Genomic DNA, 26,152 nt, shown 5'->3' with positions numbered 1-26,152 from the left:
CTCCTGTCAGGCTGCCAGCCGGGCGAGCACGGTTGTCACCGGTATCAACTCGGCGGCGACGCCGAGGTCGCGCAGCCGGGCGGCGATTTCGTCGCAATAGATCGGGTTCATGACGATGACGCGGTCGATCTGATGGCCGCGCAACTGCTCCGGAGCGATCACCGGATGTGCGGTCACCGCGAGGAAGCTGCCGTGCTTCTCCGGGTTGATGTCCACCGCCGCCTCGATCTCGTCGGTGACGCCGAGCGTGGTGAGGAAGGCGACCGCCTTCGATCCGCCACCCCAGAGCACGGTGCGCTTGCCGGCCGCCTTGTGCCGCTTGAGGTCGTGCGACCAGTCGGCGAGGATCTGCGGCACCTCGCGGGAGAAGCGCCGCACCTCGGCGATGGTGCGTGCCAGATCCGCCGGCGGTGGGACCGCATCGCCGAGCACCGCACCCACTGCCGGATGACCCTCGACCATCAAGTACTGGCCGTCATAGTCGGAGCGCAGCTTGGTAACCGCGAAGCCGGCGCGGGCAAACAGGTAGCCCAGCGTGCTGGCGAAGAAATACGAGCAATGCTCGTAATAGATGTCCCAGAAGCCATTCTCGGCCAGCACATGGCCTGCATCCGGCACCTGGAAGAACACGATACGTCTCGCGTCGTCGCCCGCCGCCTCGCGCACGCCGGTCACGAACTCGCCGACTTCGCCGATATGCTCGAGCGTCATCTTGCAGGCGATGAAGTCGCCGGCCGCTTCCTGGTGACGCCTGGAATAGACATCCTTGATGATGCGTACGCCATCCGGCAGCCCCCGCCCCGGCTCATAGGCAGGGTCGAAGCCGGTTCCACGGTTGTTCGCCAGCGTGCAGAGCAGCTCGAGGAACTCGCCCTGGCCGCAGCCGATTTCCACCACGTCGCGGCCGTGCAGGCCGTGACGGTCGATCAGGTCCAGCGCCAGACGCTTGTGGAAGCTGTTGAACACCGGCGACATCGCCTGGGTCGACACATAGTCGTGGAAGTAGTCCTGCTTGGCGCCGTCGAACGCCGCGTTGAACACGAAGCCGCAATGCTCGCAGAGCGACAGGGCGATGTCGCCGGTGGTGATGGCGCGCGCATCCTCCGGCGTCCGCAGCACTGTCACGCTGTGCACCGGGACGTTGCGGACCTCGTAGAGCGGAGCACTCGCGGGAGCGGAGCAGCAGGGGCAGGTCGGGTTGCTCATGGCTGGCATGTCCGTCGTGTCAAAGGACGACAGGGCTCGGGACCGGCACGATGAACCGGCCGCCGGCGTCGTGGAACGCCCTCTGCTGCTGCATGATCTCGGCGGCGAAGTTCCATGCCAGGATCAGCAGGTAGTCGGGCGGATCATCGGCAAGTCTGGTCGGCGGATGGATCGGCAGGTGATTGCCGCTGTAGAACCTGCCGTGCTTGTTCGGGTTCAGGTCGACCAGGTAGTCGAGCTGGTCGGGCCCGATGCCGCAATAGGCCATCAGCGTGTTGGCCTTGGCGGCGGCACCGTATCCGACGATCCGCTTTCCGCTTGCCTTGATGTCGGCGAGGATTCCCACCAGCCTTTCGCGCAGTTCACGGACCTTCTCGGCAAAGCTTGCATAGAAGGCGAAGCTGTCGACGCCGGCCGCGCGCTCGGCGGCAAGCATTTCGACGACCGCGGGGCCGACTGCCTCGCTGCGACCGACGAACAGGCGCAGCGAGCCGCCATGGATGGCGAGATGCCGGACGTCGTTGAGATAGAGCCCGTTGCGCCGGAACAAGGCATCCAGCGCCGTGGCCGAGTAGTAGCAGAGATGCTGGTGGTAGATGGTGTCGAACTCGTTGTGCTCGATCAGGTCGAGCAGGTACGGGCACTCGATCACCGCGATGCCGTCGGGCTTCAGCAGCGTGCGGATGCCGGTGACAAACTCGTTGAGGTTCGGTACATGCGCCAGCACGTTGTTGGCGAGGAAGACATCGGCGGCGACGCCCTCCCCGGCAAGCTTCTCGGCAAGCGCCAGGCTGAAGAAGGTGTTCAGCGTCCGCACGCCTGCCTTGGTCGCCGCCGCCGCCGGGCCATCCGCAGGATCGATACCAAGCACCTGGATGCCGGCTTCCATGAACGGTTTGAGCATATAGCCGTCATTGCTGGCGGCCTCGACCACCAGGCTGTCCGGGCCAAGCTGCCTCGATGCGATGATCTCCTCGGCGCTGGCGCGGAAATGCTTCATCAGCATCGGCGACACCGAGGAAAAATACGGATAGTCGTTACAGAACAGCACTTCCGGATCGACGGTATGCCGGATCTGCACCAGTGCGCAGTGCGGGCAGAACACCAGGTCGAGCGGCGCCCTCGGCTCCGGCTCGGAGAGTTGCGCCGCAGTCATCAGCCGGTCGGCGAGGGCGGTCTCGCCGAACGACATGATATCCTGCAGGTCCGCGCAGCCGCAGGACAGGCAGCCTTCAAGACGGGTGATCATGCCGGAACCCTCTCGTCCTGCCGGTTCGCTGCTGACGCCGCCGTCGACCAGCGCAGCTTGCCGTCGAGATCGTGGTCCGCCAGCAGCGCGCGCAGATGGGCGATGCGGCTGAATTTCGGCCCCTCGAACCATTCCTGCTTCAGTCCGGCCGCGATGTAGGCGTCGCGCAGTTGCACGATGCCGGTACGCACCGTCCATTGCGGCTGGAACGCCGGCACCATGCGGGCGATCTTGCTGCAATCGACGCGGTAGCAGCGCGCATCCGGACCGGCACCCTCCTCGAAATCGATGCGGCAACCCGGTACCAGTTCGCGCACGGCATCGGCAATCTCGCTGATCCGGTAGTTCTCGTCGTTGCGCCCGACATTGAAGGCCTGCAGGTGCACCACCTCGCGCGGCGCCTCCATGACCGACAGGAAGGCGCGCGAGATGTCCTCGATATGCACGATCGGCCGCCACGGCGTGCCGTCGCTCTTCATCAGCACCCGGCCGGTGGTCAGCGCCCAGGCGGTCAGGTTGTTGACCACGAGGTCGAAGCGCACCCGCTGCGAGAAGCCGTAGGCGGTGGCGTTGCGCAGGAAGGTCGGGCTGAAATCGTCGTTGGCAAGCTCGGTGAGGGCGTGCTCCGACATGATCTTGGCGGCGCCGTACGGCGTAATCGGATTGGCTTCGGCGGTCTCGTCGACAAAATTATCGCCCGCCGCGCCGTAGAGGCTGCAGGACGACGAGAACACGAAGCGCGGGATGCCGGCGTCACGGGCCAGGCGCGCCAGCCTGACCGTCGCCTCGTGGTTGATCGCGATCGTGAGGTCCGGATCGAGATTGCCGAGCGGATCGTTCGACAGGCCGGCCAGATGCAGCACGGCACCGTAGCCGCCTTCGAGATCGGCCGGCACCACGTCGCGGATATCCCGGTCGATGGAGACGACATCCGCCATCGCGCCGGAAAAGGTGCAACGGCGGTATAGATCGCTGTCCAGGCCGACGACTTCGTGGCCGGCTTGTTGCAGCAGAGGAACCAGGGCGCAGCCGATATAGCCGCGGTGACCTGTGACGAGAACCTTCATGACATGTCTTCCGGGTTGGGGTTCGTCGTCACGCTTCCGTCCAGGTCTTCCAGGGCGCCTTGCCCGACTGCCACAGCGCCTCGAGCACGTACTTGTCCCGCAGCGTGTCCATGCATTGCCAGAAATCGTCGTGCTTGTACGCCATCAGCTGGTTGTCGCGCGCCAGGTTCTGCAGCGGCTCCTTTTCCCACTGGGTGGTGTCGTCCTCGATATAGTTGAAGATCTCCGGCTCCAGCACGAAGAACGCGCCGTTGATCCAGCCCTCGGCCGCCTGCGGCTTCTCGTTGAACTCGCACACCCGGTCGCCGTCGAAATCGAGATGGCCGTAGCGTGCCGGCGGTCGCACCGCGGTGATCGTCGCCAGCTTGCCGTGCGCCTTGTGGAAGGCAAGCAACCGGTCGAGATCGACGTTCGAGACGCCGTCGCCCCACGTCAGCATGAAGGTCTCGTGCCCGATCAAAGGCGCCAGCCGCTTGATGCGTCCGCCGGTCTGCGTCTCCAGGCCGGTATCGACCAGGTTCACGTGCCAGTCCGGCGCCAGGCCGTTGCGGCGGGTGACCTCGCCGGTGCGCAGGCTGACATGCAGGTCGGAATGCAGCGAGCTGTATTTGAGAATATAGTCCTTGATATACTGGCCCTTGTAGCCGAGGGCGATGACGAACTCGTCGTGACCGTAGCGCGCATAGTGGCGCATGATGTGCCAGATGATCGGCATGCCGCCGATCTCCACCATCGGCTTCGGACGGATTTCCGTTTCCTCGACGATTCTCGTGCCCTTGCCGCCGGCCAGGATCGCAACCTTCATGGGACTGTCCAAATACTCGTTGTTGCAACAAAACGATATAGACCGGGCGGTGCCGCTGGTGGCGGAACAACCAGGCTTAGCGGAAGGCGCGGCTGGTGCAGCAGGCACTCCGCCGAAACGGGATCTTGCGGCACCTTGGCTCTTGCTGCATTGCTTGCTAGCACAAGAGACTTACGTGTAAAAACATGAAACGACAAGGCACCCTCGGAAGCGCGGGCTGGTCGGCGCTCGACTACTGGACGCAGCAGATCGCTGCCCTCCTTGTCTTCATCGTCGTCGGCAACATCATCGGCCCGGCGGCGGTCGGCGTCATGACGATGGGCTTGCTGGCCATGACGCTGATGATGACCTTGCTGCTGGATGGTTTCTCCGATGCGCTGATCCAGCGTGAGACCATCGACGCCGAGCACTTCGACACCACGTTCTGGATCCTGCTCGGCCTCGGCACCCTGGCCGGCTTCGCCCTCGCAGCCAGCGCCTGGCCGCTCGCCGCCCTGTTCGCGGCACCCTCGCTGCGCCATGTCATGCCGCTGCTGGCGATCTGCCTTCCGTTCGTCGCCATCACCGCGACCTATCATGGCTTGCTGCAGCGCGAGTTGCAGTTCCGTACGCTGGCGATCCGCACCCTGATCTCGCAGGTGTTCGGTTTTGCGACCGCGGTGGTGCTGTCGCGGCGCGGCTTCGGCGCCGACAGCCTGGTCGCGTACTACCTGGTGGCACGCATCCTCGAGGCGGTGCTGGTCATGCCGGTGAGCGGCATCTGGCCCGGACTGCAGGTGAGCCGCACGGCTGCCGCCAGCATCGTGGCCTTCGGCCGCCACCGTGTCGGCAATCAGCTCCTCGGCTTCGTGGTGATGCAGGTCGACCGCTTCTCCGCCGGCCTCTTCCTGAGTGCGGCGTCGGTCGGGTTCTACTCGCTGGCCGAACGCATCAGCAGTGCGATGATCAACGGCTTCTCCGGCGTAGTAGGGAGGGTGGCATTCCCGGTGTTTTCCGCGCGCCAGACCGACACGAAGGCGTTCCTGGAGACGCTGCGCGACTTCCTCAGCGGCGTTGCGATCATTGCGCTGCCCGTGTTCGTCGGCCTTGCCGTCACCAGCCGCGAGATCGTGGGAACGTTGCTGAACGCCCGCTGGGCGCCCTCGGCGCCTCTGCTTGCGATCGTCGCATTGTCCGGAATCGCGCATTCGTCGAACTACCTGCTGACCGCGGCGATCAATGCACGCGGTCGGCCGGATATCCCGGTGCGGTACAGCGTCGTCATCATGGCAGCGCGGCTGGCCTGCAGCCTTCCGGCGGCCTGGCTCGGCGGACTGGTCGCGATCGCCTGGGCCAACCTGGTCGTGACCAGCCTGTCGGCGCCCCTGGTGGTGGCCTTCGTGCGCGTGCAGATCCCCGGCGTCGGCCGGATCGTGGCGACGGCAGCGCTGCCGGCGGTCGGAGCGGTGCTGGTCATGGCGATCGCAACTCTCCTCGTCGGCATGCTGCTGGCCGGTCAGCCGTTTGCAATACTACTGGTTGCAAAGATCGCCGCCGGAATGATCGTCTATCCGGCAGCGCTGTATCTGCTGGCCCCGAAGGACCTTATTCGCCGAGCGGCATCGTTGGTCCGGCGACGTTAGGCGGCAGGCTGCCCGGCCGGACCGCGTGGCTCATGCCGAGCACGGCGCGCTTGGCGGTCCGGATGCGCTGGAACAACCCCGGGCTGACGGTGCGGACGACATCGCGCGTCACGTCGCCAGCATGGCCATCGGTCCCCCACCAGGCGACCAGCTGCGCATAGCAGCCCAGTCGCGCGACAGGTGAGGCGACGGACTTGTTCACCAGCTTCCAGTAGCGCCGGTAGATACCCCAGTGGAACATCGTGTTGCGTTGCCTGGCGCGGCCGCTGGTGTCCTGCCAGAGGGCCGCCTGCCTGGGATCGACCAGCAGCACGGCGCGGGTGTAGCGCTTGTCGTGCTCGCGATGCAGGAACAGCGGTTCCGGCGCGCTGACCCAAGGGCCACGCAACGCCATCTCGGCTAGCAGCACGCGATCGGAGCCGCTGTAGTTGTCGTGCAGGCCGGAGCCGATCAGGGCACTGCGGCGGTAGAGGCCGAAGAAATCCTCGCACTGGTGCCGGGTATGGATGAGGCCGCCGAAGCGTGCGGCGGCGGATCGCGACGTCACGCCGGGAAATTCGTTGGCAAAAACCCGCAGCGTCTCGCCGTCGGGGCCGATCTCGCGGATGCCGACCGTGCAGAGCACCGCGGCCGGGTCCGCTTCCAGCGCGGCGACGGCGCGCTCGAGATAGTCAGGGGCCATCATGTCATCATGAGCCGCCCACTTGAAGTAAGTGCCGCGAGCCAGATGGAAGCAGCGATCGTAGTTCGGGCCTGCACCGAGGTTACGCGGGTTGCGCACGTAGCGGACGCGGGCGTCCGCCTTGGCGAAAGCCTCGCAGATTGCCTGCGTCGCATCGGTCGAGCAGTTGTCGCAGATCACCAGCTCGAGGTCGGCCATGGTCTGCGTCAGGATCGACCGGATGGCGTCCGAGACGTACGCTTCGCCGTTGAACACGGGAAGCCCGATGCTCACCAACGGCGCACCTGACCCCGATGCGACCGGTACACCCTGTATCGACATGCTGTCATTCATAATGGTTTGGCTCGACTACGGTGGACAAGGTAATCAGGGGCTACAATCAAAACGATTTAATAACGTTATGGACGGCAGCGGACTTGTTATTGTGGCGATATAGTTGATTAACGATTTTTGAACGCAAAAGACGCACCGCGAATTCTTGGTTTCGCCAGTAAGCAGTAACATTCCGGCAGGGCAAAGAAACACACAACGTCGTGAAATTCAAGCCGCTGCGCCATCGGACGGACGTCGCCGCCGAGGTGTCAGGACGCCGGAAGCAGCACCATCCGGTGGCCGTCCGGATCGGAAATCATAATTTTCGAGTTACATGCGGCAGTTCGTACGATCAGTCGAGTAGCGGCGACATCCGCGTCGGCTGCCGCCGCCGTCGTGGCGGCCATCGGAGACCGGTAGCGCAGCAGTTCGACATGAGGCGTGGGCCCCGCCGGGGACAGCGCGGTCACCTCCACTTCGGCTCCCTGCACACCATCCAGCCGGTCCTGTTCCGGGCCAGTATTGATGGTTCTCGCCGTAACACTGAGACCGCGCTCGGAGTAGAACCGAATGCTACGAAGTGTATCCGTTGCTACCAGCGCCGAATGATCGATGCCGATGCAGGGATGGTCCGGCATCGCCACACCCCTCCACTGGTCCGGAGCCGACGCCTTCGGGAACTGCAGGAACTCCAACGGGTGGCCTTCCGGATCGCGGAACTTCGCCGCGGTCACGCCACCGGACGATGCCGGCAGCGCAACCGGAGCATCCTTGCTGATCATCCGCATGCCCGCCGTCAGCCGGGCGAGTGCGGACCTTATATCTGTGGTGACCAGGGCAATGTGCTGGAAGATTGGGTCGTGGCTGCTGGCGTCGGCCGGATACGGAGCTCCGGCGCGGTCGAACTGCACCAGCTCGATCTCCTGCTGCCCGAGCACGAGGCTCACCGCCAGCGCCTGTCCGTCGACCCCGTATGCTGCCGCCTCGATGCGCTGCCGACCGGTTTCGCGAAACCCGATCGCTTCGATGTAGAAGCGCGCCAGGGTGGCGGCATCGGCGGCGGTGAGGCTGATGCGCTCGATCGACTGTATCATGGCATGGATCGGGCCGCTGCCCGCCGGTTCAGGAAGATCGAGTAGAGCGTATGCGAGCCGCCGATGAACAGCCGGCTGGTATGGCGGTCGCCGAATGCGAGGTTGGAGACCGTATACGGGACCAGGATCTTGCCAAGCAGTTTGCCCTGCGGGGAGATGCAGTGCACGCCGTCGGCGGCGCTGCTCCAGAGGTTGCCGTCCTCGTCCACCTTGAAGCCGTCGGAGTAGCCGGGCTCGACCTTGTGGAAGATGTCGCCGCCCGAAAGCGTGCGCCCGTCGGCGGCGACGTCGAACACCCTTATGTATTGCTTCGGGTGCGGCCGGCTCTGGTCGCCGGTCTCGGCGATGTAGAGCCTCGTCTCGTCCGGCGAGAAGGCGAGGCCGTTCGGGCCGTCGAAATCGTCGGCGACCACGGCCAGCTCCAGGCTATGCGGATCGAGCCGGTAGACCGCCGGCCGCTGTTCCGATTGCTGCCGTCCGCCTTCGTAGTCGTTCAGGAGGCCGTAGAGTGGGTCGGTGAACCAGATCGAGCCGTCGCTCTTTACGGCGATATCGTTCGGTGCGTTCAGCCGGCGCCCGTCATGCCGGTCGGCCAGGGTCTCGACCCCTCCGTCATAGCCGGTGCGGGTGATACAGCGGCCGCGATGCGAGCAGGCAACCAGTCGCCCCTGCCGGTCACGCGCCTGGCCGTTGGCGTAGTTCGACGGCGAGCGCCAGACCGAAAGGCCTTCCGCCTCGCTCCAGCGCATGGTGCGGTCACGCGGCAGGTCCTGGAACAGCAGGCAGTTCCAGTCGCCCATCCAGACCGGCCCCTCGATCCAGCGGAAGCCCGAGGCGAGTTCCTCGAGCGGCGCGTTGCCGAGGATATAGCCGCCGAAGCTCGGATGCCGAATATCGAAGCCGTCCATGACCCCCGGTTACAGGAAGCGGCAGGCCTGGTCGATGGTCGGCTCGGCAGCCAGCTGCACGACCATCAGCACCGCCGGCTGGTCACCCACGGTGCCGGAGCGGTGCCCCTTGCGGCCATCGGTCTCACGGGTGTTCTGGTCCTCGCCGAAGGAGATCTCGCCGGGGCCCATCTCGATGCGGGTGCCGTCCATGCTCTCGACCCACCAGCGCCCGGAGAGTGGGATGATCCATTGCGCCGAGGGGTTCTCGTGCCACTGGCCAACCCAGCCGACCGGCTGAACGGTCACCATCACAGTCATCTCGCCACTGGTCCTGCGCCCCTGCCATTGCGGGTAGGCACCCTGGCCCATCGCCTTCATCTGGAAGTCGGTCAGGGCGCAGCGTTTCTGGTGGCTGACGCCCTCCTTGTCGGTCCACAGGTGCCAGTAGGGGATGACGGGCTTCTGCTCTGCGCTCATGGCGAGGGTTCCTGGATCGCGGCGTGCGCGGCGTAGGGATGGGTGGAGGAGAGCGGATGCTCGATGAAGCTGGTGGCGCTCATGGTCCCGAACGTGATCAGCAGGAAACCTCCGGCGAGCGAGAAATTCTTCAGGAAGTCCCAGAACAGGCCTCGGCCCTTGCTGTCCGGGCCGCGCCAGAAATCCCCGGTGCTCCAGAACTGCTTCCACAGCAGGGCGGTCACCATGCAGTAGCCTGCCATGATGAAGGCGGCGAGCCGGTCGGCAACTCCGGTGAGGATCAGGATCGGCATGCAGATCTCGACAGTGAGCCCGATCAGCACCAGCAAGGTCGCCAGGGCTGGCGAACTGGTTGCCTGGCTTGCCTGTCCGACCGCACCCTTGAAGCCGAGGATCTTGTCGAGTGCGCTGAAAGGGAAGAACAGCACGACCAGCAGATAGCGGACGCCGAGCACCACGATGAAGTCGAACCCTGTCACGCTGCTCTCCTGCCCGTGATTGCTCCGGCTTAGCGCACCAGCGTAGCGGCCGGTTTCACCGCGGATCGTCCACAAGATGGAACAAGCCGGGGAAGGGGGCGTTGGTCCGCGAGCCCTCAATGCCGGAGACAAGACGCCAATGGCCAGCGACCATTACGACGTGATCATCATCGGCTCCGGCCCGGGCGGCGGGACGATGGCGTGGTCGCTCGCAAAGACCGGCAAGCGCATCCTGCTGATCGAGCGAGGGGACTACCTGCGTCGTGGCCGCGACATGTGGGACAGCAAGACGGTGTTCGTCGATGCCAAGTATCAGGCGCCGGAGACCTGGTACAGCTCGGACGGCAGCAGCTTCCATCCAGGCCTGCACTACAATGTTGGTGGCAACAGCAAGTTCTACGGCGCGGTGATGTTCCGTCTGCGCGAACGCGACTTCGACGAGATCCGGCACCCGGACGGCATCGCCCCGGCCTGGCCGGTCAAGTACGACACCTACGAGCCCTACTACCAGGCTGCCGAGGAGTTGTTCGCCGTCCATGGCCTGCGCGGCGAGGATCCGACCGAGCCGCCCGCCAGCAAGCCGTACTCGAAGCCGCCGGTCAGCCACGAGCCGCGCATCCAGGAGTTGTTCGACAACCTCAAGCGCATCGGACACAAGCCGTTCCACCTGCCGGTCGGCGTGCTGCTCGACGAGGATACGCACGGCGACGCGCTGCCCCATTCGCCTTGCGTACGCTGCGATGCTTTCGACGGCTATCCCTGCCCGACCAACGGCAAGGCGGACAGCCAGATCATGGTGGTCGACCCGGCGCTCAAGGAGCACGACAACCTCACGCTGATGACGCGCACCTACGTCGAGAAGCTGATCACCGACGCCAGCGGCCACAGCGTCACCGGAGTGCTGGCGGTGACGCACGATGGCGCCCGCATCACGCTGGGTGCCGACATGGTGGTGGTGGCGTGCGGCGCGCTGTCCTCGGCCCTGCTGCTGCTGCGCTCGGCGAGCGACGCGCATCCCCGCGGGCTGGCCAACGGTTCGGATCAGGTCGGACGCAACTACATGCGGCACAACAACAGTACGGTGCTGGCGGTGTCGAAGACGCCGAACCCGACGCGGTTCCAGAAGACCCTCGGGCTGAACGACTTCTATTTCAACTCGGACGACTGGGAGTATCCGCTCGGCCATATCCAGATGGTCGGCAAGTCGGACGGCGTGCAGGTGCATGGCGAGGGGCTGCCGAAATTCCTGCAATGGCTGCCGGAGATGCCATTCGACTACATGGCGAAGCACTCGATCGATTTCTGGCTGACTTCGGAGGACATCCCGCTGCCGGAGAACCGGGTCCACTACCAGAACGGCCGGGTGTATCTCGACCTCAAGGAGACCAACATGGAGGGACATCACCGGCTCAAGCACAAGCTCGAGCAGATCTGCAACCAGGTGGATATTCATCCGCACCTGTTCGACCGCAGCCTGTATCTCGGCAAGGACACCCCGATCGGCGGCACCGCGCACCAGGCCGGCACGCTGCGCTTCGGCACCGATCCTGCGACCTCGGTGCTCGACACCGACTGCAAGGCGCACGAACTCGACAACCTGTATGTGACGGATGCCAGCTTCTTCCCGTCGATCGGTGCGGTGAACCCGACCCTCACCATCGTGGCCAACGCTTTGCGCGTGGCCGAGGTGATCGGGGCGCGCCTCACTGCCTGAACCGGCGGCTTGACGGAGCCGCCATCGCGGCTCCATGACAGACGCATGACCGGGGTGTCCGCGCTTGGCGGACTGAGATCACACCCGTCGAACCTGATCTGGGTCATTCCAGCGAAGGGAGGCATGCAGTGGACAAAGTGCGTCGGGCGCAGGTGTGCGCATTCTCCGTCGTGGGCGCCGGCCTGATTGCGATCGGTGGTCCGGCGGCCGCCCAGGGAGCGCAGGGCGCGGAGCAGATCGTCGTCGAGGGGCAGGGCGGCTTCGACTCCGCCGATGGGGTACACGGCACGGCGCCCGGCGGTGGCCTGATCTCGGTGCAGACCGGGCCGCAGTCGAGCAGCGAGGTCACGCGGGACTTCATCCAGAAGCAGTCGCCGAGCGCCAACGCCTTCCAGCTGATCAGCCTGGTGCCGGGTGCCAATGTCTCGACGGCGGATCCGCTTGGTCTCTCCACCCAGGTCGGCCTGACCGTCCGCGGCCTCGGCGAGACCGAGATCGGCACCCTGCTGGACGGGATGCCGCTGAACGACGCCGCCTACTACAATTCCTACCCGTCGCAGTTCATCGACAGCGAGAACCTCGAGAGCGTCTCGCTTGCGCAAGGCTCGGCGGATCTCGATGCGCCCTTGCTGAATGCGGCGGGCGGCGTGCTGAGCCTGATGTCACGCGATCCATCCGGGCATGCCGGCGGCTTCATCGACGGGTCCTATGGCTCCTACCACAGCAATCGCGAATTCATCCGGCTGGAGAGCGGCACGCTCGGCGCCAGCGGACTGCGCGCGTATCTCTCCTACTCGCATGCGGCGGCGGACAACGCGCGCGGCGAGGGGCGCGACAAGCGGCAGCACGTGGATTTCAAGCTGGTGCGCGAATGGGGCGACGGCAACGATGCCAGCCTGCTGGTGACCTGGCACGATGCGGTCACCACGTCCTATCCGGAACCGGATCTCGCCGACTGGCACGCATACGGGTTCTCGAACAACTACGATGGCACCTTCTCGCCCGGCGACGCGAACTACTGGCGGCTTTATCAGCAGCCGTACCGCCTGGTGTATGGCGCGCTGCCGCTGCACATCACGCTGACGCCTCATCTGCATCTGTCGCTGACGGCGTATGCCCAGTATGGCTACGGCAACAGTCCCGGCGGCACCACGCTATCCACCTCCGGCCTGTTCGAGGGCACGCAGCCGGTGCCGGATACGCTGTCGCTGCCGGGGACCGTCGATGGCAGCGCCGCCGTGGAGGCGGACTATGTCGGCCAGACCTGGCGCAGCGGCGTGGTGCCGTCCATCACCTGGGACGCCGGCCCGCAGCACCTGACGCTCGGGGCGTGGTACGAATATGTCGACGAGCACGACACCCAGCCGTTCAGCGCACTGAGCCCGGACGGCACGCCGGCCGATATCTGGCTCGACCTGCCGAACAGCACCATCCTGCTGTCCGACGGCCGGCAGCTGCTGGCGTCGGACACCCACATGATCACGCAGACCAACGCGGTGTTCGTCTCGGACCGCATCGACCTGCTGTCCAGCCGGCTGACGCTCGATCTCGGCTTCAAGGAGGCGATGGTCAGCCGGCAGGGGTGGAACGGCCTGCCGGGCGCGCAGTATCGCAGCGGCTTCAACGACGCCGAGCCGCTGCCGCGCATTGCGGTGCGCTACCGGATCGACGCGCACAACCAGCTGTTCGCCAACGCCACCACCAATTTCCTGGCGCCATCCGAGAGCACCTTGTTCGCCACCTACGATCCGTCGAGCGGCGAGGTCGCGAGCGCTGCCAACACCGACCTGCGGCCTGAATACAGCATCGCCGAGGAGCTTGGCTGGCGCTATGCCGGCGACCGGCTGCTCGGCAGCCTCACGTTGTTCAACTACAACTTCACCAACCGGCAGGTCAGCACCGTGCTCGACCTCAATGGCGCGCTGATCGGCGGCACGGTGAATGCCGGCGGCCAGACCTCGCGCGGCATCGATACCGAGTTCGGCCTGCGGCCGTGGCATCATCTCAGCCCGTACGTGTCGGGCGAATATCTTCAAGCGACCATCGACAACGATATCCAGTCGGGTGGCGACCTGCTGCCGACGGCTGGCAAGACCGCCGTCGGCAGTCCTCGCTGGTCCGGCGCCGTCGGGCTGACCTACGACGACGGCACCCTCTTCGGAGTGGTGAGCGTGAAATACACCGGCCCGCAATACGCGACCTTCATGGATGACGAGCGCATCAGCGATCACACCCAGGCGGACATGACGCTCGGCGTGCGGTTGCCGAACATAGCCTCTGCGCAGCATCCGGAGTTGCGGCTCAACATCGTCAACCTGACCGACAGCGCGTTTCTCTCCGGCGTCGCCAACCCGACCACCAACGCGCAGAACACCATCGGGCGCTACGGCACGGTGATCGCGGGCACTTCTCCGACCTACCTGGTGGGCGGCGGCTTCGCGGCGCTACTCACCGCCAGCGCGGGATTCTGAGCATGCGCCTTGCCGCCATCGCCATCGCCGCACTCTCGTTTGCCTATGCCGCCGCAGCTTCGGCCGCCGACCCGGTCAGCGTGATCCTCGACTGGTTCGTCAATGCCGACCACGAGCAGATCCTGGCGGCGGAATATTGCGGCGCGTTCGCCCGGCACGGGCTGCAGGTGACGCTGATCCCGCCGGCCGATACCAGCTCGCCGCCACGCCTGGTTGCGGCAGGCCAGGCCGACCTTGCGATCAGCTACCAGACCGAGCTTGCGTTCATGGCGGCGCGCGGCCTGCCGATCGTGCGGGTCGGCACGCTGATGGACCAGCCGCTGAACGTGCTGCTGACACTGCCGGCCAGTGGCATCCATACGCTTGCCGACCTGAAGGGACGTCGGGTCGGCGTATCCGTCGGCCCCGGCGACGAGGCTATGCTGAACGGCATGCTGGCCTCGGCCGGCCTCAAGCCGGACGACGTCGTCCGGACCGACATCAATTTCCAGATCGAGCAGGCCCTGATGACGCATCGCGTCGATGCCGTGCTCGGCATGCGCAACTACGAGATGGTCGACCTGCAGCAGAAGGGCCTGCAGCCGCTGGCATTCCGGCCCGAGCAGCATGGCGTGCCGCTCTATGACGAGCTGATCCTGGTGGCGCGGCGCGACCATGCCGGCGATGCGAAGATCGCGCGCTTCCTCGATGCCCTGAAGGACGGCACGGCTTGCCTGCTGCTCGATCCCGACGCGGTATGGCGGCAGACGATCAAGGCCCGTCCGGAACTCGATACCAGGTTGAACAAGGCGGCGTGGTGGGCCTCCCTGCCGGCACTGTCGCGCGACCCCGCACGTCTGGATCGCGACCGCTACGAGATTTTCCAGAAATTCCTGGTGCAGCGCGGGGCGCTGAAGGATCCGGCCCCGGTGGGAAGCTATACGCGCTGACCCAGGGAAGACCGGATCTCGCCGACCCGGGTGCCGGTCCAGTTCGTCAGTGCCGGGTTGAGCAGCTCCCGGAAGCCAGGATCCTCGCGCTCCGCCGCCGTCAGGTGCGGCGCAATCAGCGCCGCCATCGCAACCTCGGCAGCGCGTGGGGCGCCGTCCCGGCATTTCACCGCAAAGCCGAGGCCGAGGTGCGGCATGGCGGCGACGACGATGCCTTCGGCGCCGATCTTGCTGAACACCCTGTTGCCGAAAAGGGTCATGATCCTGGTGTCGAAGCGGTTGCGGCCGGCCACCAGGAACGGGTCCGACGCCGCGGCCGCGCGGAGCCGGGCGGCGGCACTGGCGCGGTCGCGCGACAATCCGGCCCCACTGCCGAAGCGGGCAAAAGCGGTCGACAGCGCCGCAAGCGGGATCGCATAGGTCGGGATCCCGCAGCCATCGATCGCGCGGTTGCGGTCGTCCAGCGTGGCGCCGGAGAGTTCGCCCAGCGCAGCGGTGGCGGCCCGCATGGTCGGGTGATCGTGTCGTACGTAGCCCGTGGGATCGTGGCCGGCATCGATCGCGGCGCAGATGAAGCCGGCATGCTTGCCGGAGCAGTTGTTGTGCAGCGAACCGGGGGCACGGCCAGCGGCGGCGAGGGCGTTCGCGGCGGTGCGCGAGGTCGGCCAGTGCGCTCCGCATTCCAGGCAGGCCTCGGTGCGGCCGGCCTTGTGCAGCATCGAGGCAGCTACCGAGACGTGCCTTGCCTCGCCGGTGTGCGAGGCGCACGCCAGGGCCAGCTCGGCATCGTCGAGCCCGAGACGGCCGGCGGCGCCGCCCTCCAGCAGCGGCAGCGCCAGCAACGCCTTCACTGCGGAGCGAGGAAATTCCGGCGCCTGGACGTCGCCAGCTGAGAACACCAGCCTGCCATCGGGATCGACGACCACCGCGGCGCCGCCATGTCGGGATTCGATGCGATCGCCCCGCATCACCTCGGCCAGCGCCGCGTCGGTCATCCGACCGGATCTCTCAGGCGATCTTCTTCAGCACGTCGATGGTGACCGCACTCGCCCCGCCATCGACAAGCTCCTCGAGCTGACCGGCGAGCGTCTTGAAATGGGCGGTCTGCATGTGGGCGTCGAGTGCCGGCTTGTCGGTCCAGCTTTCGATGAACACCAGTTTGCCGGCCTTGTTGGTGTCGACATGCAGCACGTAGGAGATGCAGCCATTTTCCGCCCGGGTGGGGGCGATGCAGGCCTTCGCCGCCGCTTCCAGGGCCGCCTCGTGGCCCGGCTTGGCCTGCAGGACAGCCACCACTTCGATCTGATCGGACATGTTTCCTGTTCCTTTTGTTGTGCCCTGTCGGGTCGGCCTGACAGGGTAGTGTCGTAACCCGGTTGCGGCGAGGCCGGTTGCCCCCTACACCGCGCCTTTGCCTTGATTGCCTGCTTGCGGAGTGCCCGTCGCCGTGAACACCTCAGAGATTGCCCGTGTCCAGGCCTACCTGCGCAAGCTGTTCGGGTCGGATCGCATCCGGGTCGTGAAGCCGGCCCGCGCCGGCATGTCGGTCGAGGTCGCGGTGGAAGACGAGACCATCGGCACGCTGCATCGCGACGAGGACGAGGGCGAAGTCTCGTATGCGATGCATGTGACGATCCTCGAGGAGGACCTTCCCGCCGCGGCTCCGGTGCCCGCACAGGCCGGACCCGGGAAGGCCGCAACCGGGAAGGCCGAAACCGGGAAGGCCGGGCCAGGACAGGCGGGCAAGCCGGCGCGTCGCTGAACGCCGGCTTCAACCTGCGGGCAGGCACTGCTCCGCGAATAGCCTGAACGAGCGGGCGCGGTGGCTGATCGCGTTCTTCTCGGCCTCTTCCATCTCCGCGAACCGACGGGTCTCGCCTCCCGGAATGAAGACCGGGTCGTAGCCATGCCCGTGGCTGCCTTGCGGCGGCCAGGCGAACTCGCCGTCGATGCGGCCCTCGAAGTCGCGCGTCTCGCCATCCGGCCACGCGAGACACAGTACCGAGATGAACCAGGCACCGCGGTCCGCAGGGTCCCCGGCGGCGGCAAGCCTGTCGCGCACGCGCTGCATCGCAGCCGGGAAATCGCGCCCGGGGCCGGCCCAGCGCGCCGAATACAATCCCGGGTCGCCGCCAAGGGCACGCACGCAGAAGCCGGAATCGTCGGCCAGCGCCGGCAGTCCGGCGGCCCCGGCGGCGGCGCGTGCCTTCAGCGCCGCATTGCCCGCGAAGCTGTCCGCTGTCTCGTCGGGCTCCGGCAGGCCGAGTTGCCCGGCACTCACCAGTGTCACGCCCGAGCCCGCCAGCAGCAGCTCGAATTCGGCGAGCTTGCCGGCATTGTGGCTGGCCAGCACAAGGCGATCGCCCCGCGTCAGGCGCCGGCTCATGCCGCCGACGCTTCCAGGGCCTTCGCCACCGCCTCGCGCTGGGCGGCGAACAGGGTCTCGGTGCCAAGCCGGGCCAGCCGCATCAGATCGCCGAACTGCGCGTCGTCGAACGGGACCTGCTCGGCGGTAGCCTGGATCTCCACGATGCCGCCGCCCTGGGTGAGCACGAAGTTGGCATCCGCGATGGCGTTGCTGTCCTCGTCGTAGTCGAGGTCGGCCACCGCCACCGGCGCTTCCCTGGTGCCGACGAGGCCGCAGGAGATCGCCGCCACCTGCCCGATCAGAGGCACCGCCGCGATCACCCGCTGCCGGACCAGCCGGGCGAGCGCCAGGTTCAGCGCCACCCAGGCGCCGGTGATCGAGGCGCAGCGGGTGCCGCCATCGGCATTCAGCACGTCGCAGTCGAGCGTGATGGTCATCTCGCCGAGCGCCTTGCGGTCCACCACCGCGCGCAGCGAGCGTCCGATCAGGCGCTGGATCTCCTGCGTGCGGCCGGACTGCTTGCCCTTCGCGGCCTCGCGCGATCCGCGCGTGTGGGTGGCGCGCGGCAGCATGCCGTATTCCGCCGTGACCCAGCCAAGGCCCTGGTTGCGCAGGAACGGCGGCACCCGCGGCTCGACACTGGCGGCGCACAGCACCTCGGTGCCGCCCATCCGGATCAGCACGGAGCCCTCGGCATGGTGCGCGAACCCCGGCTCGATCGAGACGCTGCGGATCTGGTCGGCGGCACGCCCTGACGGACGGCCAGGCCCGGATGCTTGCGCTTCATGGGACATCGGGAGGCTCCAGAACTGTGACGGTGCGCGTCGCATAGCCTGGACGGGGTGTCGTCGCCAGATCGCCACCATGCTTTGCGCCTAAGCCAATGCTTTCCGTGTAGACTATCAAGGATGAAGACCAGGAGCCTGCCTCAGCGTCCGAGCCTGCCGCCCAGCCTCGACGCCCGTTCCGCCGCCATCCTGCGCGAAATCGTCGAACAGTATGTCGAGACCGGCGACCCGGTGGGCAGCCGCACGCTGTCGCGCCGGCTGCCGCTGCCGCTGTCGCCGGCCACCATACGCAACGTGATGGCCGACCTGACCGATGCCGGGCTGCTGTTCGCGCCGCACACCTCGGCCGGGCGGCTGCCGACGGAGAAGGGCCTGCGCCTGTTCGTGGACGGGCTGCTGCAGTTCGGCAGCCTCTCGGACGACGAGCGCGTCACCATCATGCGCTCGCTCGACAGCCGCGGCCGATCCCTGCAGGACACCCTGGCCGACGCCTCCAAGATGCTGTCCGGCCTGTCGGCGGCGGCCGGGCTGGTGCTGGCGCCGAAGAGCGACGGCCTGATCAAGCATATCGAGTTCGTCGCCCTAGGCCATGATCGCGCCCTGGTGGTGCTGGTGGGCGCGGACGGCCAGGTCGAGAACCGCGTCATCGAGACGCCGCCGGGCCTGCCGCCCTCCGCCCTGGTCGAGGCCGGCAACTATCTCAATTCGCGGCTGACCGGGCGCTCGCTGGTCGAGTTGCGCCATCACGTCACCGAGGAGATGTCGGCCAACCGGACCGAACTGGACCACCTGTCGGCGGGCGTGGTCGAGAGCGGGCTGGCGACCTGGACCGGCGAGGGCAGGGGCGGCTCGCTGATCGTGCGCGGCCAGTCGCGCCTGCTGGCCGACGTGACCGAGATCGAGCGCATCTCCACCATCCAGATGCTGTTCGACCGGCTGGAGACGCAGGAGACCATGCTGAAGCTGCTCGATCTCGCCGAGCAGTCCGACGGCGTGCGCATCTTCATCGGCTCCGAGAGCGGGCTGTTCGGGGTGTCCGGGGTGTCGATGGTGGTGGCGCCGGCGCGCAACGAGGCCAACCGCATCGTCGGCGCCATCGGGGTGATCGGCCCGACGCGGATAAACTACGGCCGCATCATTCCGGTGGTGGACTATACCGCGCGGGTTATCGGCCGGCTGCTCGGCTGAGGCCGGCCCGCCGCATCGGGAACCCCGGGCCGCGCCAGGGTTTGCCTCGGCGGCATAGTCCGGAGACCCCGATGCAGCAGATCCCGCTCGACCCGTCCGCCGTCACCGGCACCGATACCGGCAGCGGCGTCATCGAGATCCGTCCGGACGTCGCCTATCGCAGTCTCACCCTGGTCAACGTCGCCTTCATCGGTCCGGTCGGCGCCGTCGATCGCGACTGGCTGCTGGTCGATGCCGGATTGTCAGGCTCCGAGCCGGAGATCGTGGCGGCCGCCGCGCACCGCTTCGGCGCGGCGTCCCGGCCGGCGGCGATCATCCTGACTCACGCGCATTTCGACCATGTCGGCGCGGTCCTCGACCTGTCGGAGCGCTGGGACGTGCCGGTGTTCGCGCATCCGCTGGAGCACCCGTACCTCGATGGCAGCGCCCGCTATCCCGCGCCGGATCCGAAGGTCGGTGGCGGGCTGATGTCGCTGCTCTCGCCGATTTATGAGCGCGGTCCCATCGATCTCGGCGACCGGCTGCGCGCGCTGCCGGAGGATGGCAGCCTGCCGAAGACCAAGGCATCCCTGTTCCATGCCGCCGCATCCGGGGCCTGGCGATGGCTGCATACGCCAGGTCATTCCGTGGGCCATGTCTCGCTCTGGCGCGAAGCCGACCGCACCCTGCTTGCCGCCGACGCGGTGATCACCACGGCGCAGGAGTCCGCCTACGCGGTGGCGATGTCGCGCACCGAGCTGCATGGCCCGCCGATGTATTTCACTCACGACTGGGCTGCAGCGAGGGGCTCGGTCGAACGTCTCGCCGCGCTGCAGCCGGACATCATGCTGAGCGGCCACGGCAAGGCGGTGGCGGGCCCCGCCATGCGGCAGGCACTGCACGACCTGTCGCATGACTTCGACAGCATCGCCTATCCGGCCGACGCGCACTACCTGCTGCATCCGGCGCGCGCCGAGGATGGCTCGGCCTATGTCGCGCCGGACTAGGCCATCCTATTTTGCGAGATGCCTGTCGAAGAAGCCGGAGATCTCGGTGAACGCCTCCTTCGTTTCCGGCAGGCGGTCGTCGAACTGATACTGCGCGTGTGACTGGCCCTCGAACACGTTCAGATCGGCATCCACGCCGGCGCGACGCAGAGCCCGATGCACGCGGACTGTGTTGCTCAGCAGCAGGTCGCGTGTGCCGGTGGTGAGGATGGTCGGCGGAAAGCCGTGCATGTCGCCATAGACCGGCGAGATCAGCGGATCCTTCAGGTCGTGGCCCTTCGCATACACCACCGTCGCCGCCTGGCAGAACCCGGTCGGCGAGACGAGGACGTTGTCGACCAGCTTGTTGGTGTAGAAGCTGTCGCCGACCATCGTCGCATCCGACATCGGCGTGCCAGCCGATATCGCCCCCGGCAGCTTTAGCCCGAGCTGCTTCGCGCGGAGCACCATTTCCAACGTCAGCGCACCGCCTGCCGAGGTGCCGAAGATGCCCATGCTGTCAGGGCTCGTCGTCTTCAGGAGCGATCTGTAGACCGTCATGCCGTCATCGAGCGCCGCCGGGAAATACGCCTCGGGCGGCATGCGATAGTCGACGCTGATCACCTTGATGTGGCCGAAGCCGGCCATCATGATTGCCTCCGTCGTGCCGGCCTCGCCGGGAAACAGCACGTAGCAGCCGCCGTGCACATGGATCAGCACGCGGTTGCGGTTCTCCGGAGCGATGGTATCGGGTGTGATCGTGTGCACCCGTACGCCGTCGATGGTCGAGGCCGTCATGCCGACATGCATCCGCTGCATCATCGCCGGAATGCCGGCATTCACCTTGATGGCCTGGTGATCGGCGAACTTGCGCCATTCCGCGCCGGTGCTGAACTGGTCGTTCCAGGCCGGATTGAGCGGCGCCGCGATCAGCTTCTGCATGCCCGGACTGATATCGGCCGTTGGCACCTGGAGGGTCTTTGCGGGCACCTTGCGCGGCGCCAGCGTGGCGTCGTCGGCAGATGCGGCGAGCGGATACGACAACATCGCGCCGAGGCAGGCGAGCCGGAAGGCCCGCTTTCTGGTGAGATTCATGGACGTCCCTGTATTCTGTCGTTGAGGCAGCGCAAAGCTAGGCCGGAATGGTTGCGCTGTCATCAGGCACGGTAGCTATCGTGCCTGCCTGGCTTCACCGCGGTTCATGATCGCAAACCCGGTGGCGGGCGCCAATCGCGCCAGCAATTGCGCTACCCGGGAGAGGCCGATCACGACCTCGTCCCGGTCGTTGTGCAGCGCCCGCACGATGCTGTCGGCAATCTTGTCCGGCGAAAGCTTGCGGCCCTCGTTGTGCCGTGCCATCGCGGTGTCGACCGCGGGTGGCATCACCTCGACGACCCGGACCCCCGTATTTCTCAGCTCGAAGCGCAGCGCCCGGGTCATCGCATGCAAGCCGGCCTTGGTGGCGCTGTATGTCGCGCACCGCGCGCTCGGCAGGAACACGTAGCCGGTGGTCACGTTGACGATCGCGGCCTCCGGTTGCCGCAGCAGGGTTGGCAACAGCAGGTTGGCAAGCGCCACCGGGGCCATCAGGTTGGTAGCGAATTCGGCCTCGAGCTCATCCGCGAGGGTGGCGCCCCGCAGGTCGTTCAGGTGCAGCAGCCCGGCGTTGTTGACCAGGATGTCGAGCACCGGAAACTCGCGCGTCACCGTCTCGACCAGTGCGGCGCGCCCCTGCGCCGTAGCGATGTCCGCCCGCAGGGTGAGCAACCCCGGACAGCCTGCCCGCGCTGCATCCAGTCGCCCCTGGTCACGCCCGCAGGCCAGCACCACGTTGCCGCCCTGAACCAGGCGGCGAGCCAGCGCGAGGCCGATACCGCTGCCGCCGCCGGTGATCAGGACGGTATGGCCGCCCGCCCGGAGCTTCACCATGAAACCGAACTTTGGTCGCTCATTCAGGTTTGGACCTTCATGCTAGTGAAACGTATCCTCATCCCCGCCCTGATGTCGCTCCTCGCGAGCGGCGCCGCTGTTGCACAGGGCGCTCCGGCCAGCGCGCCGAAGGTCCCGCCATCGCAGCGCCTGCACACCAGCAAGGGCATGGCGCACGACCAGGTCGCGCCGACCCCCGCCGCGCCGGGCAGCAAGTTCGACCACTACCCGACCCCGAAGCAGAGCCCTCCGGGCTGATCGGGGAAAGGCGCGGCCATACCGTTCCTCCCGGCCGCTGACCTGTTCAGTCGCCGTGCCGTTCAGCCGCCTTGCCGCTCAGCCGTTGTCCTCGAAGCCGGGGTAGAGCGTCATCCCGCCATCGACGAACAGTGTGGCGCCCACAATGTAGTCGGCCATGTCGGAAGCCAGGAACACCGCCGCGTTGGCGATGTCATCGGCCACGCCGATCCGCTTGTAGGGTATGAGGTCGAGCAGCTTGCGGCCGGCATCGCCCTCGGTGGCCTCGCGGTTGATCGCGGTGCGGATCGCTCCCGGGGCGATCGAATTAACCCGGATCCGCTTCGGCGCCACCTCCTGCGCCAGCGTGCGCATCATCATCGCGATGCCGCCCTTGGAGGCCGCGTAGTTCACGTGCCCGGCCCAGGGGATCACCTCGTGCACCGAACTCATGCACAGGATCTTGCCGATCGACCGCGACACCCCGCGATCGCCTTGCCGCTCGAAATAGCGGATCGCTTCGCGAGCGGTGAGGAACTGGCCGGTCAGGTTGACGTCGATCACCTTCTTCCAGTCATTCAGGCTCATCGAGGCGCTCGGCGCGTCCTTCTGCATGCCGGAGTTCGCAACCACGATATCGACGCTGCCGTAGCGGCTCGCGGTCTCCTCGAACATCCGGATCACGTCAGCCTCGTCGGATACGTTGGCGCCGATGGCGAACGCCCGGCCGCCGGCCTGCTCGATCTCGCGGGCCAGCGCTTCGGCCGGGTCCGGCTGCGAGTTGTAGTTCACCGCCACCGCGGCGCCCGCCGCTGCCAGCGCCCTGGCCACCCCTTGGCCGATTCCGGAACTGGCCCCGGTGACGATCGCGACCTGGCCATCAAGCCTGCATTGCATGGCATTCGCTCCTCGTATCGTGCGAGAACGCGCCCTCGCTTGTCAGGTTCGAGGGCTGATCCCCCGCCTTCGCGCAACGCGGGACCGGTGCTAGAGAGCCTGCCATGAGAGATCCGAGCAATGCCGGTCGGGGGGAGCGGGAGAACCCGCATGCCGCCGGCGTCACCCTGCGGCGGCCGCGGTTCCGCGTCATGCGGCGGCTGGCCGGTGCCGGGCTCGCCGTTGGCCTGCTTGCTGTCGGCACCGGCTCGTTCCTGATCTGGCAGAAGTACGAGGACATCTCCTCCGACATGCCGACCGTCGGCGGCCTGCGCGACTACCAGCCGCCGGTGATGAGCCGGATCTACTCGGGCGATGGCCAGGTGATTGCCGAACTCGCCGCGGAGCGCCGCATCTTCGCGCCCTATGCCGCCATCCCGGATAACGTGAAGTCTGCCTTCATCTCGGCCGAGGACCAGAACTTCTGGAGCCATGCCGGTGTCGACCCGCTGGCGATGCTGCGCGCCGCGGTCACCGACGTCGAGACCATGCACTCGCACAAGCGGCCGATCGGCGCGTCCACCATCACCCAGCAGGTGGCCCGCATCATGCTCCTGGGCTCCAACACGGTGAGCTTCGAGCGCAAGGCCAAGGAAGCCCTGCTGGCGATGCGCATCGAGCAGACCCTGACCAAGGAGCGCATCCTCGAGATCTACCTCAACGAGATCTATCTCGGATCGGGCGCATACGGCATCGCCGCCGCCGCGCAGACCTACTTCAACAAGCCGCTTGACCAGCTGGACGATGCCGAGGCCGCCTTCCTCGGCGCGTTGCCGAAGTCGCCGACCAACTACAACCCGTACCGCTTCCCGGCCGCCGCCACCGCGCGGCGCGACTGGGTGCTGGGGCGCATGGCCGAGACCGGTGCGATCACCCGGGCGGCGGCGGAAAGGGCGCGTGCCGAGCCGCTGATCCCGAAATCCTTCCATCGTCCGGGACCGGAGCCCGGGTCCGAATGGTTCTCCGAGGAGGTCCGCCGCGAGCTGATCGACCGCTACGGCACCGACCAGACCCAGCAGGGCGGCCTGGTGGTGCAGACCAGCCTCGATCCGCACCTGCAGGACGTCGCCACCCGCGAGCTGCGTGCCGGCCTGGTGCGCTACGACCGCAAGCACGGCAGCTGGCGCGGGCCGGTCACCCATATCGACGGCATCGGCCAGAGGCCCCGCCGGCCCAGGCGCGGCGAGGCGGCGGCGGCGGCGGTGGACTGGCAGGCGATGCTGGGCGCGGTGCCGCGGCCCTCCGGGATCCTGCCGGAATGGCGGCTGGGCGTCATGCTGCAGGCCGCCACCGGCACCGTCGGCTGGGTCGAGCCGGGGGTGGACGGCAAGCCGGACGTAACGCGCACCGCGACGCTGGGCTGGGCCGACATCGCCTTCATGCGCCAGCGCCGGCTGCCGCGGAACGGTGACGTCATGATGGTCGAGCCCGAGGGTTCCGGGGTGGTGCTGCGGCAGATCCCCGAGGTCGAGGGGGCCATGGTGTCGATGAACCCGCAGACCGGCCGGGTGCTGGCCATGGTCGGCGGCTGGTCGTTCGACTACTCCCAGTTCAACCGCGCCACCCAGGCGCTGCGCCAGCCCGGCTCGTCGTTCAAGCCGCTGGTCTACCTGGCGGCGATGGAGCAGGGCATCTCGCCGGCCGACAAGTTCCTCGATGCCCCGTTCGTGCAGGGCAACTGGCGCCCGAACAACTACGAGATGACCTTCGGCGGCCCGACCTCGCTGCACGACGCCCTGCGCGAGAGCCTCAACCTGGTGACGGTGCGGCTCGCCGCGCATATCGGCATGAAGGCGGTGGCCAAGGTCGCTACAGACACCCACGAGGTGGATCAGCTGCCGCTGGTGCTGCCGGCAGCTCTTGGCGCGGTGGAGACCACGGTGCTGCGCGAGGCCGGCGCCTATGCCTGCATGGCATCCGGCGGCCGCGAGGTGCTGCCGAGCCTGATCGACGACGTTCAGGATCGCGATGGCCATGTCATCTGGCATCCGCAGGGGCTCGCGCTGCAGCCGTCGCCGGCCGATCCGTCGCTGCCGCCGGTGATGGTGGACAGCCGGCGCCAGATCACCGATCCGGACAGCACCTACCAGGTGGTCCGCATGATGCAGGACGTCATCGCACGTGGCACCGGCGTGGTGGCCGGTGCCGGGATCGACCGGCCGATCGCGGGCAAGACCGGCACCAGCCAGGACTTCAACGATGCCTGGTTTGCCGGCTTCGCCCCTAATCTGCTGACGGTGGTGTGGATCGGGTTCGACAACCCGCAGAGCCTCGGCGAGAAGGAGGATGGCGGCCACGTCGCCGGCCCGGTGTGGAACGGGTTCATGAAGCAGGCCCTCGGCGACACGCCGAAGATCGACTTCCGGGTGCCCGACGGCATCACCCTGGTGCGCTACAATGCCGGGCTGGGCAGCGCCGTCGATGGCTTCAAGCCGGGCCAGGAGCCGGGCATGGGCAGCATGATTGCCAGCGGCACCGGGTCCGACCAGCTTGGCCCACAGGATACCGGCGCCGAGAACGTTCCCGACCAGGAGGACCAGATGGCGGCCCTGCCGGGCACCGGCGGCGCGCCGACGACCTCGATCGACCCGTCCAACCCCGCGCTCGCTTCGCCGGCCAGTGTGGTGCAGCCCGGCGCCACCCCGTCCGGAGCACCGCCGGCGATGCTTGCCGGCACTACACCGCGCCCGGCGCCGCCGGCGCATGCGGCCAGTGGTGACATAGGCATGGGCGGGCTCTACTAG

24 protein-coding genes, 1 pseudogene and 1 riboswitch are annotated in these 26,152 nt (G+C 67.0%); of the genes and pseudogenes, 9 read left to right on the top strand and 16 right to left on the bottom strand.

Annotated features, from left to right (window positions below; genetic code table 11):
• Nucleotides 1–6: 6 nt before the first annotated feature.
• The 4 genes from FE263_RS04305 to rfbF are packed head-to-tail and all read right to left on the bottom strand — an operon-like array spanning nucleotide 7 to nucleotide 4,327.
• Nucleotides 7–1,206 (bottom strand): class I SAM-dependent methyltransferase, encoded by a 1,200-nt coding sequence (locus FE263_RS04305; protein ID WP_138324665.1) that lies wholly within the window; start codon nucleotides 1,204–1,206, stop codon nucleotides 7–9.
• A 19-nt stretch (nucleotides 1,207–1,225) separates the two neighbouring features.
• Nucleotides 1,226–2,455: a class I SAM-dependent methyltransferase gene (locus FE263_RS04300; protein WP_138324664.1), complete on the bottom strand. Its 1,230-nt coding sequence runs from the start codon at nucleotides 2,453–2,455 to the stop codon at nucleotides 1,226–1,228.
• Complete coding sequence (locus tag FE263_RS04295) at nucleotides 2,452–3,522, bottom strand: NAD-dependent epimerase/dehydratase family protein (protein ID WP_138324663.1); 1,071 nt, start codon at nucleotides 3,520–3,522, stop codon at nucleotides 2,452–2,454. The genes FE263_RS04300 and FE263_RS04295 overlap by 4 nt, the downstream gene beginning before the upstream one ends.
• Nucleotides 3,523–3,550: 28 nt before the next feature.
• The gene (gene rfbF, locus FE263_RS04290) at nucleotides 3,551–4,327 is read right to left on the bottom strand and encodes a glucose-1-phosphate cytidylyltransferase (protein WP_138324662.1); all 777 of its coding nucleotides are present in this window, start codon (nucleotides 4,325–4,327) and stop codon (nucleotides 3,551–3,553) included.
• 185 nt (nucleotides 4,328–4,512) lie between these two features.
• Between rfbF and FE263_RS04285 the strand changes: the two genes are divergently transcribed.
• Nucleotides 4,513–5,949 (top strand): lipopolysaccharide biosynthesis protein, encoded by a 1,437-nt coding sequence (locus tag FE263_RS04285; RefSeq protein ID WP_138324661.1) that lies wholly within the window; start codon nucleotides 4,513–4,515, stop codon nucleotides 5,947–5,949.
• Here FE263_RS04285 and FE263_RS04280 read toward each other — a convergent pair.
• The 5 genes from FE263_RS04280 to FE263_RS04260 all read right to left on the bottom strand — a co-directional run bounded on the left by FE263_RS04280 (nucleotide 5,912) and on the right by FE263_RS04260 (nucleotide 9,883).
• Entirely contained in the window at nucleotides 5,912–6,904 is a 993-nt protein-coding gene (locus FE263_RS04280) for a glycosyltransferase family 2 protein (protein WP_171033924.1), read from the bottom strand. The genes FE263_RS04285 and FE263_RS04280 overlap by 38 nt on opposite strands.
• Before the next feature lie 308 nt (nucleotides 6,905–7,212).
• Nucleotides 7,213–8,037 (bottom strand): VOC family protein, encoded by an 825-nt coding sequence (locus FE263_RS04275; protein WP_138324659.1) that lies wholly within the window; start codon nucleotides 8,035–8,037, stop codon nucleotides 7,213–7,215.
• On the bottom strand, nucleotides 8,034–8,945 hold the full coding sequence (locus FE263_RS04270) for an SMP-30/gluconolactonase/LRE family protein (protein ID WP_138324658.1): 912 nt from the start codon (nucleotides 8,943–8,945) through the stop codon (nucleotides 8,034–8,036). Before FE263_RS04270 ends, FE263_RS04275 begins: the two co-directional genes overlap by 4 nt.
• A 9-nt stretch (nucleotides 8,946–8,954) precedes the next feature.
• Complete coding sequence (locus FE263_RS04265) at nucleotides 8,955–9,404, bottom strand: cupin domain-containing protein (RefSeq protein ID WP_138324657.1); 450 nt, start codon at nucleotides 9,402–9,404, stop codon at nucleotides 8,955–8,957.
• Nucleotides 9,401–9,883 (bottom strand): DoxX family protein, encoded by a 483-nt coding sequence (locus FE263_RS04260; RefSeq protein WP_138324656.1) that lies wholly within the window; start codon nucleotides 9,881–9,883, stop codon nucleotides 9,401–9,403. The genes FE263_RS04265 and FE263_RS04260 overlap by 4 nt, the downstream gene beginning before the upstream one ends.
• A 139-nt stretch (nucleotides 9,884–10,022) precedes the next feature.
• On the opposite strand from FE263_RS04260, the gene FE263_RS04255 reads away from it, so the two are divergent.
• From FE263_RS04255 to FE263_RS04245, 3 genes are all read left to right on the top strand, one after another.
• Nucleotides 10,023–11,597: a GMC oxidoreductase gene (locus FE263_RS04255; RefSeq protein WP_138324655.1), complete on the top strand. Its 1,575-nt coding sequence runs from the start codon at nucleotides 10,023–10,025 to the stop codon at nucleotides 11,595–11,597.
• Between the two features lie 40 nt (nucleotides 11,598–11,637).
• A riboswitch (TPP riboswitch) is annotated at nucleotides 11,638–11,734 on the top strand.
• Nucleotides 11,726–14,068, top strand: a complete 2,343-nt coding sequence (locus tag FE263_RS04250; protein ID WP_138324654.1) for a TonB-dependent receptor — start codon at nucleotides 11,726–11,728, stop codon at nucleotides 14,066–14,068. (Overlaps the previous riboswitch by 9 nt.)
• Nucleotides 14,069–14,070: 2 nt before the next feature.
• Entirely contained in the window at nucleotides 14,071–14,997 is a 927-nt protein-coding gene (locus FE263_RS04245; protein WP_138324653.1) for an ABC transporter substrate-binding protein, read from the top strand.
• Here the strand turns inward: FE263_RS04245 and FE263_RS04240 are convergent.
• Together FE263_RS04240 and FE263_RS04235 are read right to left on the bottom strand one after the other, a co-directional pair.
• On the bottom strand, nucleotides 14,985–15,992 hold the full coding sequence (locus FE263_RS04240) for an asparaginase (RefSeq protein WP_138324652.1): 1,008 nt from the start codon (nucleotides 15,990–15,992) through the stop codon (nucleotides 14,985–14,987). The genes FE263_RS04245 and FE263_RS04240 overlap by 13 nt on opposite strands.
• Before the next feature lie 13 nt (nucleotides 15,993–16,005).
• Nucleotides 16,006–16,311: a putative quinol monooxygenase gene (locus FE263_RS04235; protein WP_138324651.1), complete on the bottom strand. Its 306-nt coding sequence runs from the start codon at nucleotides 16,309–16,311 to the stop codon at nucleotides 16,006–16,008.
• A gap of 121 nt (nucleotides 16,312–16,432) precedes the next feature.
• On the opposite strand from FE263_RS04235, the pseudogene FE263_RS04230 reads away from it, so the two are divergent.
• Nucleotides 16,433–16,657 (top strand): annotated as a pseudogene (locus FE263_RS04230) (DUF3126 family protein); the annotation flags it as partial.
• Between the two features lie 111 nt (nucleotides 16,658–16,768).
• Here the strand turns inward: FE263_RS04230 and rdgB are convergent.
• The gene (gene rdgB, locus FE263_RS04225; protein ID WP_138324649.1) at nucleotides 16,769–17,383 is read right to left on the bottom strand and encodes an RdgB/HAM1 family non-canonical purine NTP pyrophosphatase; all 615 of its coding nucleotides are present in this window, start codon (nucleotides 17,381–17,383) and stop codon (nucleotides 16,769–16,771) included.
• Nucleotides 17,380–18,159 carry a ribonuclease PH gene (gene rph, locus FE263_RS04220; protein ID WP_138324648.1) on the bottom strand — a complete coding sequence of 260 codons (780 nt, stop codon included), beginning with the start codon at nucleotides 18,157–18,159 and terminating at the stop codon, nucleotides 17,380–17,382. Before rph ends, rdgB begins: the two co-directional genes overlap by 4 nt.
• Nucleotides 18,160–18,273: 114 nt before the next feature.
• On the opposite strand from rph, the gene hrcA reads away from it, so the two are divergent.
• Both hrcA and FE263_RS04210 read left to right on the top strand, forming a co-directional pair.
• On the top strand, nucleotides 18,274–19,341 hold the full coding sequence (gene hrcA / locus FE263_RS04215) for a heat-inducible transcriptional repressor HrcA (RefSeq protein ID WP_138324647.1): 1,068 nt from the start codon (nucleotides 18,274–18,276) through the stop codon (nucleotides 19,339–19,341).
• A gap of 71 nt (nucleotides 19,342–19,412) precedes the next feature.
• Nucleotides 19,413–20,327 carry an MBL fold metallo-hydrolase gene (locus tag FE263_RS04210; RefSeq protein WP_138324646.1) on the top strand — a complete coding sequence of 305 codons (915 nt, stop codon included), beginning with the start codon at nucleotides 19,413–19,415 and terminating at the stop codon, nucleotides 20,325–20,327.
• A gap of 6 nt (nucleotides 20,328–20,333) precedes the next feature.
• Here FE263_RS04210 and FE263_RS04205 read toward each other — a convergent pair whose 3' ends face one another.
• Entirely contained in the window at nucleotides 20,334–21,401 is a 1,068-nt protein-coding gene (locus FE263_RS04205) for an alpha/beta hydrolase fold domain-containing protein (protein WP_138324645.1), read from the bottom strand.
• A gap of 75 nt (nucleotides 21,402–21,476) precedes the next feature.
• Nucleotides 21,477–22,235 carry an SDR family oxidoreductase gene (locus tag FE263_RS04200; protein WP_138324644.1) on the bottom strand — a complete coding sequence of 253 codons (759 nt, stop codon included), beginning with the start codon at nucleotides 22,233–22,235 and terminating at the stop codon, nucleotides 21,477–21,479.
• A gap of 45 nt (nucleotides 22,236–22,280) precedes the next feature.
• Here FE263_RS04200 and FE263_RS04195 point away from each other — a divergent pair, with 45 nt between their 5' ends.
• Nucleotides 22,281–22,493 (top strand): hypothetical protein, encoded by a 213-nt coding sequence (locus FE263_RS04195; protein WP_138324643.1) that lies wholly within the window; start codon nucleotides 22,281–22,283, stop codon nucleotides 22,491–22,493.
• A 78-nt stretch (nucleotides 22,494–22,571) separates the two neighbouring features.
• Here FE263_RS04195 and FE263_RS04190 read toward each other — a convergent pair whose 3' ends face one another.
• Nucleotides 22,572–23,369 (bottom strand): glucose 1-dehydrogenase, encoded by a 798-nt coding sequence (locus FE263_RS04190; RefSeq protein ID WP_138324642.1) that lies wholly within the window; start codon nucleotides 23,367–23,369, stop codon nucleotides 22,572–22,574.
• 104 nt (nucleotides 23,370–23,473) lie between these two features.
• Between FE263_RS04190 and FE263_RS04185 the strand changes: the two genes are divergently transcribed.
• Nucleotides 23,474–26,152 (top strand): penicillin-binding protein 1A, encoded by a 2,679-nt coding sequence (locus tag FE263_RS04185; RefSeq protein ID WP_138324641.1) that lies wholly within the window; start codon nucleotides 23,474–23,476, stop codon nucleotides 26,150–26,152.

It is taken from the genome of Lichenicoccus roseus, from assembly GCF_005844085.1.
Taxonomy (GTDB): domain Bacteria; phylum Pseudomonadota; class Alphaproteobacteria; order Acetobacterales; family Acetobacteraceae; genus Lichenicoccus; species Lichenicoccus roseus.
Note: the sequence above shows the minus strand (reverse complement) of the source record. Positions and strands in the feature narration are given on the sequence as shown.